This window comes from Nocardia asteroides (assembly GCF_900637185.1).
Lineage (GTDB): Bacteria > Actinomycetota > Actinomycetes > Mycobacteriales > Mycobacteriaceae > Nocardia > Nocardia asteroides.
This window is the reverse complement of sequence record NZ_LR134352.1, coordinates 1-16,269: the sequence shown is the minus strand read 5'-3', so window position 1 is coordinate 16,269 and position 16,269 is coordinate 1. Positions and strand designations below refer to the sequence as shown.

At 68.9% G+C, this 16,269-nt stretch carries 15 protein-coding genes and 1 pseudogene; 6 read left to right on the top strand and 10 right to left on the bottom strand.

All coding sequences use genetic code 11. The features are described from left to right. Positions 1 to 13 precede the first annotated feature (13 nt). Positions 14 to 3,967 (top strand): DNA-directed RNA polymerase subunit beta', encoded by a 3,954-nt coding sequence (locus EL493_RS00080; protein ID WP_019049390.1) that lies wholly within the window; start codon positions 14 to 16, stop codon positions 3,965 to 3,967. A gap of 57 nt (positions 3,968 to 4,024) precedes the next feature. On the opposite strand, the gene EL493_RS00075 is transcribed toward EL493_RS00080, so the two are convergent. The 3 genes from EL493_RS00075 to EL493_RS00065 all read right to left on the bottom strand — a co-directional run bounded on the left by EL493_RS00075 (position 4,025) and on the right by EL493_RS00065 (position 6,946). After that, entirely contained in the window at positions 4,025 to 4,837 is an 813-nt protein-coding gene (locus tag EL493_RS00075; RefSeq protein ID WP_019049389.1) for a hypothetical protein, read from the bottom strand. Between the two features lie 32 nt (positions 4,838 to 4,869). Then, entirely contained in the window at positions 4,870 to 5,979 is a 1,110-nt protein-coding gene (locus EL493_RS00070) for a Fic family protein (protein ID WP_019049388.1), read from the bottom strand. Positions 5,980 to 6,121: 142 nt separating this feature from the next. Next, complete coding sequence (locus EL493_RS00065) at positions 6,122 to 6,946, bottom strand: formate/nitrite transporter family protein (RefSeq protein ID WP_019049387.1); 825 nt, start codon at positions 6,944 to 6,946, stop codon at positions 6,122 to 6,124. A gap of 157 nt (positions 6,947 to 7,103) precedes the next feature. Between EL493_RS00065 and cynS the strand changes: the two genes are divergently transcribed. Next, entirely contained in the window at positions 7,104 to 7,553 is a 450-nt protein-coding gene (cynS, locus tag EL493_RS00060) for a cyanase (protein ID WP_022566201.1), read from the top strand. Between the two features lie 298 nt (positions 7,554 to 7,851). On the opposite strand, the gene EL493_RS00055 is transcribed toward cynS, so the two are convergent. After that, on the bottom strand, positions 7,852 to 8,844 hold the full coding sequence (locus EL493_RS00055; RefSeq protein ID WP_019049385.1) for an EamA family transporter: 993 nt from the start codon (positions 8,842 to 8,844) through the stop codon (positions 7,852 to 7,854). A 38-nt stretch (positions 8,845 to 8,882) separates the two neighbouring features. Between EL493_RS00055 and EL493_RS00050 the strand changes: the two genes are divergently transcribed. Beyond that, positions 8,883 to 9,413: a CGNR zinc finger domain-containing protein gene (locus EL493_RS00050; RefSeq protein WP_019049384.1), complete on the top strand. Its 531-nt coding sequence runs from the start codon at positions 8,883 to 8,885 to the stop codon at positions 9,411 to 9,413. Positions 9,414 to 9,426: 13 nt separating this feature from the next. On the opposite strand, the gene EL493_RS00045 is transcribed toward EL493_RS00050, so the two are convergent. Both EL493_RS00045 and EL493_RS00040 read right to left on the bottom strand, forming a co-directional pair. Continuing rightward, the gene (locus EL493_RS00045) at positions 9,427 to 10,119 is read right to left on the bottom strand and encodes a hypothetical protein (protein ID WP_040872650.1); all 693 of its coding nucleotides are present in this window, start codon (positions 10,117 to 10,119) and stop codon (positions 9,427 to 9,429) included. A gap of 49 nt (positions 10,120 to 10,168) precedes the next feature. Then, positions 10,169 to 11,182, bottom strand: a complete 1,014-nt coding sequence (locus EL493_RS00040; protein ID WP_019049382.1) for an aldo/keto reductase — start codon at positions 11,180 to 11,182, stop codon at positions 10,169 to 10,171. Positions 11,183 to 11,282: 100 nt separating this feature from the next. Here EL493_RS00040 and EL493_RS00035 point away from each other — a divergent pair, with 100 nt between their 5' ends. Then, on the top strand, positions 11,283 to 12,125 hold the full coding sequence (locus EL493_RS00035; protein ID WP_019049381.1) for a helix-turn-helix transcriptional regulator: 843 nt from the start codon (positions 11,283 to 11,285) through the stop codon (positions 12,123 to 12,125). 3 nt (positions 12,126 to 12,128) lie between these two features. Here the strand turns inward: EL493_RS00035 and EL493_RS00030 are convergent, their stop codons facing one another. Beyond that, the gene (locus EL493_RS00030; RefSeq protein ID WP_019049380.1) at positions 12,129 to 12,821 is read right to left on the bottom strand and encodes a hypothetical protein; all 693 of its coding nucleotides are present in this window, start codon (positions 12,819 to 12,821) and stop codon (positions 12,129 to 12,131) included. A 109-nt stretch (positions 12,822 to 12,930) separates the two neighbouring features. After that, positions 12,931 to 14,142, bottom strand: a complete 1,212-nt coding sequence (locus EL493_RS00025; protein ID WP_051719442.1) for an FAD-dependent oxidoreductase — start codon at positions 14,140 to 14,142, stop codon at positions 12,931 to 12,933. A gap of 164 nt (positions 14,143 to 14,306) precedes the next feature. Between EL493_RS00025 and EL493_RS00020 the strand changes: the two genes are divergently transcribed. Continuing rightward, entirely contained in the window at positions 14,307 to 14,639 is a 333-nt protein-coding gene (locus EL493_RS00020; protein WP_019049378.1) for an ArsR/SmtB family transcription factor, read from the top strand. Then, entirely contained in the window at positions 14,636 to 15,115 is a 480-nt protein-coding gene (locus tag EL493_RS00015) for an SRPBCC family protein (protein ID WP_019049377.1), read from the top strand. The genes EL493_RS00020 and EL493_RS00015 overlap by 4 nt, the downstream gene beginning before the upstream one ends. A gap of 38 nt (positions 15,116 to 15,153) precedes the next feature. Here the strand turns inward: EL493_RS00015 and EL493_RS33695 are convergent. Next, positions 15,154 to 15,963, bottom strand: a pseudogene (locus EL493_RS33695) (pirin family protein); the annotation flags it as partial. A gap of 176 nt (positions 15,964 to 16,139) precedes the next feature. After that, a complete protein-coding gene (locus EL493_RS33690) occupies positions 16,140 to 16,250 on the bottom strand; it encodes a GNAT family protein (RefSeq protein ID WP_331252056.1) in 111 nt (36 codons plus the stop codon). Between the last annotated feature and the right edge of the window lie 19 nt (positions 16,251 to 16,269).

Sequence of the window (16,269 nt, the reverse complement as noted above, 5' to 3'; positions counted from 1 at the left end):
GAAAGGAAGTTACGTGCTAGACGTCAACTTCTTCGATGAACTCCGGATCGGCCTGGCCACCGCCGAAGACATCCGCCAGTGGAGCTATGGCGAGGTCAAGAAGCCGGAGACCATCAACTACCGCACGCTCAAGCCGGAGAAGGACGGGCTCTTCTGCGAGAAGATCTTCGGCCCCACCCGGGACTGGGAGTGCTACTGCGGCAAGTACAAGCGCGTCCGCTTCAAGGGCATCATCTGTGAGCGCTGTGGCGTCGAGGTGACTCGCGCCAAGGTGCGTCGTGAGCGGATGGGCCACATCGAGCTGGCCGCGCCCGTCACCCACATCTGGTACTTCAAGGGCGTTCCGTCGCGCCTCGGCTACCTGCTGGACCTGGCGCCGAAGGATCTCGAGAAGATCATCTACTTCGCCGCCTACGTCATCGTCGGTGTCGACGAGGAGCTGCGCCACAACGAGCTCAGCACCCTCGAGGCCGAGATGGAGGTCGAGAAGAAGGCTGTCGCCGATCAGCGCGACGCCGACCTCGAGGCCCGTGCGCAGAAGCTGGAAGCCGACCTGGCCGAGCTGGAGGCCGAGGGCGCCAAGTCCGACGTGCGCCGCAAGGTCAAGGACGGCGGCGAGCGCGAGATGCGTCAGCTGCGCGACCGCGCCCAGCGTGAGCTGGATCGTCTCGACGAGATCTGGACCACCTTCACCAAGCTGGCCGTCAAGCAGCTCATCGTCGACGAGGTGCTCTACCGCGAGCTCGTCGACCGCTACGGCGAGTACTTCACCGGCGCCATGGGTGCGGAGTCCATCCAGAAGCTGATGGAGAACTTCGACATCGACGCCGAGGCCGAGAACCTGCGCGAGACCATTCGCTCGGGCAAGGGCCAGAAGAAGCTGCGCGCGCTCAAGCGGCTCAAGGTCGTCGCGGCCTTCCAGGCCAACGGCAACTCGCCCATGGGCATGGTGCTCGACGCTGTTCCGGTGATCCCGCCGGAGCTGCGCCCGATGGTCCAGCTCGACGGTGGCCGTTTCGCCACCTCCGACCTGAACGACCTGTACCGCCGCGTGATCAACCGCAACAACCGCCTCAAGCGACTGATCGATCTGGGCGCGCCCGAGATCATCGTCAACAACGAGAAGCGGATGCTGCAGGAGTCCGTCGACGCGCTGTTCGACAACGGCCGTCGTGGTCGCCCGGTCACCGGTCCGGGTAACCGCCCGCTGAAGTCCCTGAGCGACCTGCTCAAGGGCAAGCAGGGTCGTTTCCGTCAGAACCTGCTCGGCAAGCGTGTCGACTACTCGGGCCGTTCGGTCATCGTGGTCGGCCCGCAGCTCAAGCTGCACCAGTGCGGTCTGCCGAAGCTGATGGCGCTCGAGCTGTTCAAGCCGTTCGTCATGAAGCGTCTGGTCGACCTGAACCACGCGCAGAACATCAAGTCCGCCAAGCGGATGGTCGAGCGTCAGCGTCCCCAGGTGTGGGATGTCCTCGAAGAGGTCATCGCCGAGCACCCGGTGCTGCTGAACCGCGCGCCCACCCTGCACCGCCTGGGTATCCAGGCCTTCGAGCCGCAGCTGGTCGAAGGCAAGGCCATCCAGCTGCACCCGCTCGTGTGTGAGGCGTTCAACGCCGACTTCGACGGTGACCAGATGGCCGTGCACCTGCCGCTGTCGGCGGAGGCGCAGGCCGAGGCGCGCATCCTGATGCTGTCGTCGAACAACATCCTGTCCCCGGCGTCGGGTCGCCCGCTGGCGATGCCGCGTCTGGACATGGTGACCGGCCTGTTCTACCTGACCCGTCTCGACGAGAAGGGTGTCGGCACCTACCAGGCCGGCGGCAAGGACGAGCCGGAGTCGGGCGTGTACTCCTCGCCCGCCGAGGCCCAGATGGCCGTCGACCGCGGTGAGCTCACCGTGCGTTCGATGATCAAGGTGCGTCTCACCGAGCAGCGCCCGCCGCGCGAGATCGAGGCGGAGCTGTTCCCCGAGGGCTGGCACCGCGGCGACGCGTGGCTGGCCGAGACCACCCTCGGTCGCGTGCTGTTCAACGATCTGCTCCCGGCGGACTACGCGTTCATCAACGAGCCGATGCCGAAGAAGCGGCAGGCCACGATCATCAACGATCTGGCCGAGCGCTACCCGATGATCGTGGTCGCGCAGACCGTCGACAAGCTCAAGGACGCCGGCTTCTACTGGGCCACGCGTTCGGGTGTCACCGTCTCCATGTCGGACGTGCTCGTTCCGCCGGAGAAGGCCGAGATCATGGAGCGGTACGAGGCCATGGCGGATCAGATCGAGAAGAAGTACCAGCGTGGTGCTCTCGATCACCAGGAGCGCAACAACGCCCTGGTCAAGATCTGGCAGGAAGCGACCGAAGAGGTCGGTACGGCGCTGCGTTCGCACTACCCGGCCGACAACCCGATCATCACGATCGTCGACTCGGGTGCGACCGGTAACTTCACCCAGACTCGTACCCTCGCCGGTATGAAGGGTCTGGTGACGAACCCGAAGGGTGAGTTCATCCCGCGCCCGATCAAGTCCTCCTTCCGTGAGGGCCTGACCGTGCTCGAGTACTTCATCAACACCCACGGTGCTCGTAAGGGTCTGGCCGACACCGCGCTGCGTACCGCCGACTCGGGTTACCTGACCCGTCGTCTGGTGGACGTCTCGCAGGACGTCATCGTGCGCGAGCACGACTGTGGCACCGAGCGCGGCATCGTCGTGCCGATCGCGGAGAAGCAGGCCGACGGCTCGCTCATCCGGGACGCGCACGTCGAGACCTCGACCTACGCGCGCACCCTGGCGACCGACGCGGTCGACGAGAAGGGCAACGTCGTCGTGGCCAAGGGCGCCGATCTCGGCGACCCGGCTCTGGAGGCGCTGCTCGAGGCCGGTATCACCGAGGTGAAGGTCCGCTCCGTGCTGACCTGCACCACCGGCACCGGCGTCTGCGCCACCTGCTACGGCCGCTCGATGGCCACCGGCAAGCTGGTCGACATCGGCGAGGCCGTCGGCATCGTCGCCGCCCAGTCCATCGGTGAGCCCGGTACCCAGCTGACCATGCGTACCTTCCACCAGGGTGGTGTCGCGGGTGACGACATCACCGGTGGTCTGCCGCGTGTCCAGGAGCTCTTCGAGGCCCGTGTCCCCAAGGGCAAGGCGCCGATCGCGGAGGTCTCGGGCCGGGTGCGCCTGGAGGACGACGACCGCTTCTACAAGATCACCATCATCCCGGACGACGGTTCGGACGAAGTGGTCTACGACAAGCTGTCGAAGCGTCAGCGTCTGCGTGTGTTCAAGCACGACGACGGCACCGAGCGCCTGCTGGCCGACGGTGACCACGTGGAGGTGGGTCAGCAGCTGCTCGAGGGCGCTGCCGATCCGCACGAGGTGCTGCGCGTGATGGGTCCCCGTCAGGTGCAGGTCCACCTGGTCCACGAGGTCCAGGAGGTCTACCGCTCGCAGGGTGTGTCGATCCACGACAAGCACATCGAGGTCATCGTGCGCCAGATGCTGCGTCGCGTGACGATCATCGATTCGGGTGCGACCGAGTTCCTGCCCGGTTCGCTTACCGAGCGCGCCGAGTTCGAGGCCTCGAACCGTCGCGTGGTGGCCGAGGGTGGCGAGCCCGCCTCCGGCCGTCCGGTGCTGATGGGTATCACCAAGGCGTCGCTGGCCACCGATTCGTGGCTGTCGGCGGCCTCCTTCCAGGAGACCACCCGAGTGCTGACGGACGCGGCCATCAACTGCCGCTCCGACAAGCTGATCGGCCTGAAGGAGAACGTGATCATCGGTAAGCTCATCCCGGCCGGTACCGGTATCAACCGCTACCGCAACATCCAGGTGCAGCCGACCGAAGAAGCCCGTGCCGCCGCGTACGCGGTGCCGTCCTACGACGACACCTACTACTCGCCGGACAGCTTCGGCTCCTCCACCGGTGCCGCGGTGCCGCTGGACGACTACGGCTTCAGCGACTACCGCTAAGCAGTAACCCGAACGCCCCGCTCCTTCGCCAGGAGCGGGGCGTTCGTCGTTTCCGGATCAGCGGACGCGTGGGCAGACTTTGCCCGCGATGTGACAGCGTTCCTCGAATCCAGGGGGTAGCCACGAGCCGCTGATCAATTGCGGGTGATGGGGAAATCTCGCATGGCCGGCGACGAGGAATATCGGTGTCGCCCACGGTGTCGCCAATTCCAGATAGTGCGATGTGTTCGCTTCCGTGAACCGGATTCGCAGCCGGTCGGGTTGCGTCAGCTCGAGGTGTTCCAACGCCGCGAGCGGGATTCGCGAGGAGCGGTATTGGTTGGTGAGGTGAATGCGGAGATTCGTGAGGGTGATGGTGCCGCTCGGCTCGGCGAACCAGCGTGGTTGCATCGCCTGATCACGCGCCGCAGCCGCCGCGGCGTTCGCGGCTCGAGCCGCCTCGGCCGCCGCTCGCACCATATGGACCGCCATATGTTCGTTCCGACGGCGAGCGTTGAAAGCCGCGGCGTTCGCCGCCGTACGGGCCCGCTGCATATCGCGGACCGAGCTGCCGCGCGGCGGTACGACGACCGGGGCGTGGGGGACGACAGCCGCGATCACCGGGGTGGCGACAGCGGGCGGCGGAGGCGGCAACTCCGGACTGCGAAACGCCGCCCACATTCCCTGACCCTCCCCGAAGCAGGTCTCCTGCTCGTCCAAGACGATCGAGGTCGTGTGCGGCGCGAGCGCCGCCATCCCACCCTCCCGGAGCCGCGACAGCATCTCGCAGGCGTATATCAGATGGTCGTCGACCCAATTCCAGCCGACCTGAGCGGCCAGCGCCCGTTCGATATCTGCCATCGGATCGTGCACTTTCACCACCTGAGTCACGCCACACCGGGCCATTCAGAATAGCGATGCTGTCAGGTTGCGGGTGTGCGTTTGCCTGCTCGGCGGGCGAAGTCGTCGAGTGCGTCGAGGACTTCTCTCGCCTGCCAGAGGCGATTGCGGCGCATGCCGGTGAATTCGGTGAGTACGCCGACGTCGACGAGGGCGTTGATGGCGCGTACCGCATTGGAGTCGGTGATGCCGAGTGCGTCGGCGGCGGTGGTGGCGTCGAAGACCGGTTGGCGCAGGGCGACGTCGATCAGGCGCCACGGGGTGGATCCGCGACGGGCGCGGACAACCGATTCCCACCGTTCGCGGATTCGGTGGATGTCGGCCACCAGCAGACGGGCGTTGCCGAGTGCGATCAAGGTGGCTTCGGCGACTTGGTGCACGATCGGCGCCAGGTCGCCGGCCCGATAGGCGGTGAGTGCGGCGAAGTAGTCGTCGACGCGGGTCAGCAGTCCGGCGGCGATCGGGACTGTCGCCTGCTCGGTGACGCCCTTCGACCGCAGCATCGCGTGCATCATTGCCCGTCCGGTCCGCCCGTTGCCGTCGATGAACGGGTGGATCGTCTCGAATTGCGCGTGCGCCAGGGCGGTGTGGGCCAGCGCTGGGATGTCGTCGCGCCGGATGAACCGGAGCAGATCGTCGATCGAACCCGGTACGCGGGCATGATGCGGAGCGACGAAGGCCGCACCATGCGGGCCCACATTGTCACCACCGATCCACACCTGCTGGGAGCGCCACCGCCCGGCCGATTCGGGCTCGTGCACCATCAGCGCGGCGTGCATCTCCAGGAGCAGACGCTCGTCGATCTCGCCGGCGACGTTCATCGCCGTCCGCATCGCCCGGACATTGCCGACGATCTCGACCGCGTTGCGCTGGTCGGTGCCGCCGATCTCCGCCAGCGCGATCGCCTTGGCTCCCGAGGTCAGGTGTTCGATCTGGGAGGAGGACGCGGATTCGGTTCGCAGCAGGATGGCGCCGAACGGCGTGAGGTCGGCACCGACCAGGGTGTCGAACCTGGTTATCTCGACGGTGGCTGCATCGGCGGCGGCCAGGACGTCCGAGGGTAGGCAGACGGACTGTTCGGCGATCGGCGGTGCTATCGCCGCTCGATAAGGGCCTGCGTGGCGTTCCCGCACCCGGCGTGACAGTAGCTCGACCGGAATCGTCGGAGTCCAGTCGTGGGACTCCCAGGTGACAGACGGCCACGCAGCATCTGACGACATTGTGCCAATTTATCATCAAATACTAGCTATCTGATGATACTCCGCGCGGTAAGCATCAAGCTTCGGTGGATTCCGGGCGGCGGGAAGGGGCGGGGCGGGCGTGGGTGGCGTAGAGGGTGAGGCCGACGAAGGTGAGGCCGCCTACGAGGTTGCCTACCACGGTGGGGATTTCGTTCCAGATCAAGTAGTCGGTGAGGGAGAAGTCGCCGCCGAGGAGGAGGCCGGAGGGGAACAGGAACATGTTGACGATGGAGTGTTCGAAGCCCATGTAGAAGAAGAGCATGATGGGCATCCACATGGCGATGACCTTGCCCGACACCGAGGTGGACATCATGGCGGCGACCACGCCGGTGGAGACCATCCAGTTGCACAGGACCGCGCGGATGAACAGGGTGAGCATGCCCGCGGCGCCGTGTTCGGCGTAGCCGACGGTGCGGGCCTCGCCGATCTCGCCCAGTTTCTGGCCGACGGCGCTGGGGTCGAGGGAGAAGCCCATGGTCAGGATGATCGCCATCATCACCGCGACGGTGAACGCGCCGGCGAAGTTGCCGATGAAGACCAGGGTCCAGTTACGCAGCATCGAGCGCACGGTGACGCCGCGGCGCTTGTCGAGCAGGGCCAGCGGTACCAGCGTGAAAACGCCGGTGAGCAAGTCGAATCCGAGTAGGTAGAGCATGCAGAAGCCGACCGGGAACAGCACCGCGCCCAGCAGCGGCTCGCCGGTGTTGACGGTGATGGTGACCGCGAACGCGGCGGCGAGGGCGAGGATCGCGCCGGCCATGTAGGCGCGGATCACGGTGTCGCGGGTGGACATGAACGCTTTGGCCTCGCCCGCGTCGATCATCTTCCCGACGAAATCGGCCGGATTCAGATAGGACATGCAACCCCTTCGTAGTTCTTCCAGCACAGTAGTTTTCGCCGCCGAGATTGCCTGGCGATCACTGAAGGTTGCCGCTGCGTAAATAGTGGTATGCCACTATGGCGGCTGAATCCGGCCGGGTGGCAGGCTGGCGGAGTCCCCGATCTCAGGAGCCCGCATGCAACCGATCATGAGCAAGTCCGACGCCGCCGACCTCGTCGTCGCCGCCCGTATCCGCAAGGGCCTCACCTGGGCCGCCATCGCGGAATCCCTCGGCGCGCCGCTGGTCTGGACGACGGCGGCGCTGCTCGGTCAGCATCCGATGACCGCCGAGCAGGCGGCGGCGGTCTGCGCGCTGCTCGACCTCGACGAGACCGTCGCCGAGAGTTTGCGGCTGCAGCCCTCGCGCGGAGCCGACCCGGCGCAGCTGGCCGATCCCACGATCTATCGCCTCGTCGAAGCGGTCTCGGTCTACGGCCCGGCGCTCAAGGCGCTGATCCACGAGGAATTCGGTGACGGCATCATGAGCGCCATCAACTTCAACATCGACATCGCCCGCCGCCCGCACCCGGACGGTGACCGGGTGGTCATCACCCTCGACGGCAAGTTCCTCGACTACCGCTGGTGAACCGGGACTCGCTAGCCGTGATCCTCAGCTTCCCGACGGGTCAGGCACGGCCGGCAACCCCACCTCGGTGAATCGCCGGAAACGCAGCATCCGCCGAGGATGATCTCGCCCCGCCGGTCGGCTTCGACCGCTGCCGGGGTGGGGAATCCGTAGGTGATCTCGATCATCGGTCCGGCGCATTCCGGGCAGGGTGGAGCGTCGTCCTGAGTAGTGGGCACCGGTCAAGCTTGCCGGATCGCTCGTTGTCGCAGAGCCGAATCACGGCGGTTGGCGCGGCGTCGGGGCGGGGGCCGACAGCTCAGGCCTCGGGCCGCACCGGAACCTCGGCGGCGGTGCGGGCCTCGGGGTCGCCGACCGGGAGGGGTTCGGGTTCGCCCAGCCGGACGATCACCACGCCGACGAGAATCAATGCGCCACCGAGCAATTGGATGGGCCGCGGAGCTTCGCCGAGCAGCGCCCAGGCGAACAGCAGGGCGGCCAGGACTTCGGTGAGGGCGACGAAGGAGGCCAGGCGGGAGCCGAGGCGGCGGGTGGCGGCGATGCCGGTGACGTAGGCGATCGCGGCGGTGACGATGCCGATCAGCAGGATCGGGATCCACCACGGCGCGCTGAAGTCGTCGAAGACAACCGTCGCGGTGGTGGCGCGCAATGGCACGATGCCGATCAGGCCGGCCAGGACCAGCGTGATCCCGCCGATCAGCAATCCGCCCGCGGCCAGGACCGTGCCGGGCAGATCGTCGCCCTGCGCGGAGAGGACGAAGTACGCGGCGGCGCCGATCATCGCGGCCAGCGCCCAGGTGACGCCGACCGGGTCGGTCGTCACGCCGGCGAGGATGTCGAGCACCAGCAGCAGTCCGGTGATGCCGAGCGCGGCGCCGGCGAGGGTGGCCGCGCCGGGCCGTTGGCGGTGGCGCGCCCACATCCAGCCGACCACGGCGATCGGCGCGGTGTATTCGATCAGCAGCGCGGCGCCGACCTCCATGTGCGCGACGGCGTTGAAGTAGGCGAGCTGGGTGCCCGCGACGGCGAGCAGTCCGTAGAGCCCGATCAGAGTCGCGTTGGCGCGCACCAGATTCCAGTTGCCGCGTAGCTGGGGCAGGGCGATCGGGAGCAGGACGACGCCCGCGAGCAGCACGCGCGCGGCGACCACGGCGGCCGCGCTCCAGCCCGCGTTCATCAGTCCGCGCGCGAGTGGGCCGGACAGGCCGAACGAGGTGGCGGAGGCCAGCGCGAAGAGCAGGCCGGTACGGATCCGGCTGCTCGCCAGTCCGTCATGGGTCAAAGTCACCATGACTAATGACGGTAAGCAGGCTGCGGTAATATGTCAACGTGGTTTTCGCTCATGACACCGAGGCGGCGCTGCTGGCGGCGGTCGAACTGGTCAATTCCGCGGAGGACCCGGACACCCTCACCGGCACGGACCAGCTCGACGAGTTCTTCGTGCGGCACGTCTACACGGGCGCGCACACCGGCGACGCGACCGAACTGGCCGCGGTCCGCGCCCTGCGCGCGCCGCTGCGCCGGATGCTCACCAGTGACCGGGACCGCGCGGTCACCCTGGTGAACGAGACCCTCGCCGAGCATCGCGCGCTACCCCAGCTGGTCCGGCACGGCGACGTCGACTATCACGTGCACGCCGTCGCGCCCGAGGCCCCGCTCCCGGTCCGCATCGCCGTCGAAACCGCCATGGCGATGATCGACCTGATCCGCGCCGACGACCTGAGCCGGCTGTCGATCTGCGCCGACGACACATGCGACGGACTGGTCTTGGACCTGTCGCGCAATCGCTCCCGGCGCTACTGCAGCACCGCCTGCGGCAACCGCAACGCGGTGGCCGCCTATCGCGCCCGGCAGCGGTGATCGGGCCGCGACGTCACAGCGGGCGGCGCACCTTCGGGCATTTCTTGCCCGCCAGGTGACACTTCTCCTCGAATCCCGCGGGCAGCCAAGCCCCGGTGCGCAACAGCGGATGCTGCGGAAAATGCTGGAGCGCCGCGGTGATGAAAATCAGTGGCGCCCAGGCACTTCTGACCTGCAACTGCTGCATGGTCCCGCTGCGATCGGGGAACCGGCAGCCGACCAGATCGGGTGCGGTGAGGTCGATGCCCTCCAGGGCCGACCAGTGCAGCGAGAACGCCCGGTCCGGGTTGGCCAGGTGCATCCGCCGGTTCGAGATCATCGCGGTGCCCGGCCGTTCGGCGACCCAGCGTGGTTGCGCGGCGGCTTCGGCCCGCAGCCGCCGCGATTCGTTGCGGACCGCGTTGCCCAGGTGCGCGACCGCGCCGAGCGGGGTGCGCCCGTCCGCGTGCGCCTGTCCGCGCGTCCACCGGCCGTCGCCGATCCCGCGCCAGGTGAACCAGTGCACGCCACCGTCGGCGAAGCAGGTCTCGCCGGGCTCGGTGCGCACCCGGGTGGCGGCCGCCGGGATCTGCGTGGCCCGCCCGTCGGCGAGCAGCTCGGCCACCCCGCACGTGTACAGCAGGTAGTCGTCGAACCAGGTCCATCCGGCCTGTTCGGCCAGGGCCCGATCGATTTCGGCCAGCGGGTCGAACACGTCCCTCACCACCCACTCACAGCATGCGGATTCTCTGCTGTCAACGGTAGCGGAGCCGCGCTCAGCGCTCGCTGTCGAGCGCGGCCATCTGGGCGGGGGCGTAGCGCTCACCGGCGACCGCCGAGGCCGGGGCGACGGCTTCCAGCTCCGCCAGTTCCGCCGGGGTGAGCGTGAGCGTGAGCGCGTCGAGCGACTCGGTTAGCCGGGCCCGGGTGCGCGCGCCGATCACCGGGACGATGTCGTCCCCGCGGCTCAGTGCCCAGGCGATCGCGAGCTGCGCCACCGAAACTCCACGGGCCGCCGCGATACCGGCGAGCGCCTCGACCAAACGCAGGTTGCGCGTGAGGTTCTCGCCCTGGAAGCGCGGGCTGTGGGTGCGGAAGTCCGTGGCGTCGGTGGGTGCGCCGCCCGCGCGGAAGGTGTCGCTGAGCAGGCCGCGCGAGAGCACGCCGTAGGCGGTGATGCCGACGCCGAGTTCCCGTGCCACCGGCAGGATCTCGTCCTCCACACCGCGGGTGAGCAGCGAGTACTCGATCTGCAGGTCGACGATCGGGTGCACGGCGGCGGCCCGGCGCAGCGTGTCGGCGCCGACCTCGGACAGGCCGATGTGGCGCACGTAGCCCGCCGCGACCAGCTCGGCGATGGCGCCGACGGTGTCCTCGATCGGCACGTCGGGGTCGAGCCGGGCGGGGCGGTAGATGTCGACGTGATCGACGCCGAGCCGGGTCAGGCTGTAGGTGAGCGAGTTGCGGACCGCGGCGGGCCTGCCGTCGAAGCCGGCGAACGAGCCGTCGGGACCGCGCAGGGCGCCGAACTTCACGCTCAGCACCACGTCCTCGCGGGCGCGTTCGGCGATGGCCTTGCCGATCAGCAGTTCGTTGTGGCCGGCGCCGTAGAAGTCGCCGGTGTCGATCAGGTTGATTCCCGCGTCGACGGCGGCGTGCAGGGTGGCGGTGGATTCACGGTCGTCGGTGGCGCCGTACATGCCGGACATGCCCATGGCGCCGAGGCCGATGCGGCTGACGCGGGGACCGGTGGCACCGAGGGTGGTCGAGTCGTGTGGGGAGTTCGTCATGGCTCCAGCCTGCGCGGGCGGAACCGGGCGCGGCAGAGAGCGCACATCGGGGGATCGCCGGTCCCTGGCTGAGGGGCGCCGGTTCGCGCACCATGGAGAGATGGACCGCACCGAGCTCGCCGACTTCCTGCGCAGGCGCCGTGAACAGCTCACGCCCGCCGACGTCGGCCTGCCGCCGGGGCTGCGCAGGCGCACGCCGGGGTTGCGCCGCGACGAGGTCGCGCTGCTCAGCAGCATGTCGACCGACTACTACACCCGGCTGGAGCAGGCGCGCGGTCCGCGCCCGTCGACCCAGCTGCTCACCGCGCTGGCCAGAGCGCTGCGCCTGAGCGCCGACGAGCGTGACCACCTGTTCCACCTGTGCGGGCATCCGTCGCCGGACCGCGAGCTGCGCGACAAGCATGTCGGGCCCGGGCTGCTGCACATGCTGGCCAAGCTCGACGACACCCCGGCCGCGGTGATCACCGAACTCGGCGAAGTGCTCGTGCAGAACCGCATGCACACCCTGCTGGTGGGCGACCACGGCGACCGCACCGGACCGGATCGCTACTACACCTGGCGCTGGTTCACCGATCGCGGCGCCAGAGCCGTCTTCCCGGAGGAGGATTGGGATCGGCTCAGCCGCAGTCACGTCGCCGATCTGCGCGCCACCGCCGCGCGCCGGGCCGACGATCCCGAGGTGGTCGCCTACATCGCCGAACTACGCGGCGCCAGTGCCGAATTCGAGGCGCTGTGGAACGAACACGAAGTGGCGGTGCGGGTCACCGACGCCAAACGGTTCGTGCATCCGGAGGTGGGGCTGATCGACACCGTGTGCGAGGTGCTCGTCACCAGGAACGCGGCGCAGCGGCTGCTCGTCTATCTGCCCCGGCCCGGCACCGACGCCGCCGAGAAGATGGCGCTGCTCGGCGTGATCGGCACGCAGCGCCTCAGTCCCGCCTAAGGCTCAGGGCGCGCCGGTGACGTAGGCGATGGCGGTATCGATCGCGGGCTGACCGCCTGCCAGCGCGTAACCGGCCAGCGCGCCGATCGCGGCGCCCGCCACGGTCGCCACCGGCACGGTGATGAAGTCGAGCACGAACAGCCCGAGCGGGAAGCCGAGGACGAATCCGATGGCGGCGCCGATCACCGCGCCCTGGATGATCTCCGGCTGCAGCCGCTGGGTCTCGGCGAAGAAGCGCTCCTGCGCGCTGATGTCACGCACGGGGGTGTCGGATTCGCCGACCGGGGTCAGGGTGAGGCTGGTGCCCGCGGCGTCGATGGTCGGGGTGAGCGGCACCTCGTGCTCGCCGAGCCGCACCACCATCGGCAGCGCGGCGATCACCGCGCCCTCGGCGTCGGTCACGGTGACGACCTTCGCGTCGTGCACCAGCTGGAACCGGCCCGCGTCGAGCGTGGTCACCACGGCACGCCGATTCTCGGACGCCCCGACCTGGTAGTTCACGGACTTGTCGACACCGCGCAGCTGGATGCCGGGCTGGGTGCCCGGCGTGCTGCCCGGCTGGGCGGGCTCGGTGGTCGGTGCGGGCAGCGGCGTGATGCCGGGCTGGGTGCCGGGCTCGGCGGCGCCGACTCCCGAGCTCGCCAGGGTGACGCCCACCGCCAGCAGCGCCGCGCCGATCACAGTGCCGATCCTCATCCGCCAAGCCTCCCGCAGCGTCATCCGGGACCGAATCGTCCCGTTTCGTCGCGGCAAACCTAACCGCTGGGCGGCGTTTCGGAAAGTCGCGGCGGCGGGGCGGTTCCGGTCAGCGCGCCGCGGTGGACGGGTGGACCGCGCCGCCCGGACGACGGGCGAAGTCCGGCGCGTGCTCGGGGCGGATGCCGATCCCGCCGAGGTACGCGGCCAGCCCGGCCAGCATCGGCACCGAATCGACGACCCGCAACGGCAGCGGAGCCGTGCGCAGGGTCCCGCGCAGCGCGGGCGCGATGAGCATCTCGTGCTCGCCGCGCTGGGATCGCTGGGTGAAGTTGGCGGGCAACATCCGCCTGCGCTGCACCTTGTTCAGGTCGGCGGGGGAGACCGCGCGGTCGAGTAGTGGGCCGGCCAGGATGCGCGCCGCGGCCACGGCGTCCTGGATCGCGAGATTGACCCCGACGCCGCCCACCGGCGACATGGTGTGCGCGGCGTCGCCGATGCACAGCAGCCCCGGTACGTACCAGCGCTCGAGCATGCCGACGGTCACCTCGAGCAGCTTGACGTCGTCCCAGGAGCCGATGGCGGCGGTCGCGGCGGCGGGCCAGCCGAACAGTTCGGTGACGCGATCCCGCAGCCAGTCCACCTCGTGCGCGGCGCGCAGCTGCGCGTCGCGGCCCTTCTCGATGATGTAGCCGGTCTGGTAGTAGTCGCCGCGATCGATCGCGACGGCGGAGTTCCCGCTGGTGAAGCGGGCCTGCACGGCGCCGCCTTCGGTGTCGCCGGGCGATTTGGGGATGCGGAAGAACCACATGTCCATCGGCACGTCCTCCATCCGCTGACGCAGACCGGCGGCCGCCCCGGCCACCGAATCGCGGCCGTCGCAGGCGAGCACGAGATCGGCGCGCAGGGTGTGCTCGGTGCCGTCGGTGTCCAGGTAGCGCACGCCGGTGACCGTCTCGGCCTCGTGGGTCAGCCCGACGACGGTGGCGTTCATCCGCAAGGTGAACGTCGGTTCCGCGGCGGCGGCGCCGGCGAGCAGGTCGAGGAAGTCCCACTGCGGCACCATCGCGATGTGCCGGTACCGGCCGGGGATCCTGGTGAGGTCGGCGGCCACGACCATCCGGTCGCCCGCGTACATGTGCATGCGGGTGAGCGCGGACTGGGGGAGGCGGGCGAAGTCCTCGCCCAGTCCCAGTTCGTCGAGCAGCCGGACGGTCGACGGGTGGACGGTGTCGCCCCGGAAGTCGCGCAGGAAGTCGGAGTGTTTCTCCAGCACGGTGACCCGCACGCCCGCCCTGGCCAGCAGCAGTCCCGCCATCATTCCGGCGGGTCCGCCGCCCACGATGCAACAGGTGGTCTTGTCCACGAGATCCCCCTCGAACGTCGTTGTCTACGACGCAGCGTAGTAGTGAAAGCCCTGGCGCGTCCAGGGTTTCGGCGGATCGGCTCTTGACGCGCGTGCCCGGCCGCGCAATACTGAACTAGATGGTTCAGTATGACTTCCTGGATGCCTCGTTCGGGGCGCTCGCGGATCCCACCAGACGGGGCATCCTCGAGCAGCTCGGACGTGGGCCCGCCAGCATCAGCGAGCTGGCCGAACGCTTCGACATGACCCTGACCGGCATGAAGAAGCACATCGGACTGCTCGAGCGCGCGGGCATGGTGGTCACCGAGAAGCGTGGCCGGGTCCGGTACTGCCGGATCGGCGACCACGTCTTCGATCGGGAGGTGGCCTGGATGCAGGGCTATCGGCAGATGCTCGAAGCCCGGATGGACCGTCTCGGAGAATTCCTCGAACGAACGGAGCCAGAGCAATGAGCACAACCACCGACGACGCCGTCATCACCTCGACCTCGGACCGCGAGGTGCACATCGAACGCGACTTCGACGCACCGCTGGACCGGGTGTGGAACGCCTACAGCCGGATCGAGCAGCTGTCGCGCTGGTGGGGTCGCGGCCACGTGGTCGACGTCGAACGCTGGGAATTCCGCAAGGGCGGCCACTGGCGCTTCGTCGAGCACGACGGCGACGAGTCCTACGGATTCGAGGGCCGCTTCCGCGAGATCACCCCGAAGGAACGGATCGTGCAGTCCTTCGAATGGGACGGCATGCCCGCCCACATCTCGATCGACTCCACCACCTTCGTCGACCTCGGCAACGGCCGCACCCGGGTGATCACCGACAGCATCTTCCACACCGCCGACGAGTGCGCGGGCATGCTCGCCTCGGGTATGGAGACCGGCCTCAACGACAGCTACCGCGCCCTCGACGCGCTGCTGGCCGACGGCCGCTGAGCCGGATGCCGGGTCCGCATCGGCCGGACCCGGCGGACTCAGTGGTGAGTGCAGCCGGTGGCCCGCTTGCGCGGCTTCAACCGCAGCGGCGGCAGCGGCGGGGCCGGGATGCGCTCGTCGGGCGCGTGGCCGGGCACCTCGCCGAACCGGCTCGTATCGCGGGTCTCCCAGGCTTCGCGGGCCGCGATGATCTCCTCGTGGCTGCGCCCGACGAAGTTCCACCACATCACCAGCTCCTCGCCGAACGGCTCGCCGCCGATCAGCGCGAAGTGCGCGCCCTCGGTGCTCGTCAGGCGCAGTTCGGCACGGTCGGTGCCGAGGTACAGCAGCGGTCCCGCGGTGAGCTCGGTGCCGTCCACCACGACGGTGCCCGCGACCACCAGCACCGCGTGCTCGAAGGCGCGTTCCAGCGGCAGCCGCGCCTCGGCGCCGGGGTCGAGCACGATATCGGCCCCGACGATCGGGGTGTAGGCGTGCGCCGGTGAGGTGACCCCGCCCAGCGAGCCGATCAGGACCGTGGCGCGCAGGCCCGGTTCCTCGTACACGGGCAGTTCACGATGCTGCTCGAAGTGCGGCTCGACGCCGGTCGCGGTGCCGGGCAGGGCGATCCACAGTTGCAGGCCGTTACCCGCGTGGGCGCCGGGCACGCCGAATTCCGAGTGCGCGATGCCGCGCCCGGAGGTCATCAGGTTCAGCTGGCCCGGCTCGATCTCGACATCGGAGCCCACCGAGTCGCGGTGCCGGATCCGGCCGTCGAATGGCCAGGTCACCGTCTGCAGCCCGATGTGCGGGTGCGGGAGGATGTCGGGGGAGGCGCCGGTCTGCTTGACCGTCGGCGAGCCGAATCGGTCGAGGAAACACCACGCGCCGACGGTCGGCAGATCACGTTGCGGCAGTGTGCGTTCCACATAGACGCCACGCACCCCGCCCAGCGGCACCTCCCTGGCCGGGTACAGCTCGGCGATCGGTCCCGGACTCGGCGACGGTTCGCACAGCGCCTCGGCGGGATCGAGCTCCAGATCGCTCACTTGGCGATGCCCTTGCCCACCACGTGCGCGTCGTACTCGGGGTGCTTGTCCAGCCAGCCGCGGATGAACGGGCAGTGCGCGGTGATGGTGCGGCCCCGCGCGATCACGTCCTCGACGGCCAGCCGG

Bases quoted from the DNA above. Each gene is read 5' to 3' on its own strand.
- EL493_RS00065 (WP_019049387.1), bottom strand. From the start codon at position 6,946: ATGTCCTATCTGAATCCGGCCGATTTCGTCGGGAAGATGATCGACGCG.
- cynS (WP_022566201.1), top strand. From the start codon at position 7,104: ATGCAACCGATCATGAGCAAGTCCGACGCCGCCGACCTCGTCGTCGCC.
- EL493_RS00055 (WP_019049385.1), bottom strand. From the start codon at position 8,844: ATGGTGACTTTGACCCATGACGGACTGGCGAGCAGCCGGATCCGTACC.
- EL493_RS00040 (WP_019049382.1), bottom strand. From the start codon at position 11,182: ATGACGAACTCCCCACACGACTCGACCACCCTCGGTGCCACCGGTCCC.
- EL493_RS00035 (WP_019049381.1), top strand. From the start codon at position 11,283: ATGGACCGCACCGAGCTCGCCGACTTCCTGCGCAGGCGCCGTGAACAG.
- EL493_RS00030 (WP_019049380.1), bottom strand. From the start codon at position 12,821: ATGAGGATCGGCACTGTGATCGGCGCGGCGCTGCTGGCGGTGGGCGTC.
- EL493_RS00025 (WP_051719442.1), bottom strand. From the start codon at position 14,142: ATGATGGCGGGACTGCTGCTGGCCAGGGCGGGCGTGCGGGTCACCGTG.
- EL493_RS00020 (WP_019049378.1), top strand. From the start codon at position 14,307: ATGGTTCAGTATGACTTCCTGGATGCCTCGTTCGGGGCGCTCGCGGAT.
- EL493_RS00015 (WP_019049377.1), top strand. From the start codon at position 14,636: ATGAGCACAACCACCGACGACGCCGTCATCACCTCGACCTCGGACCGC.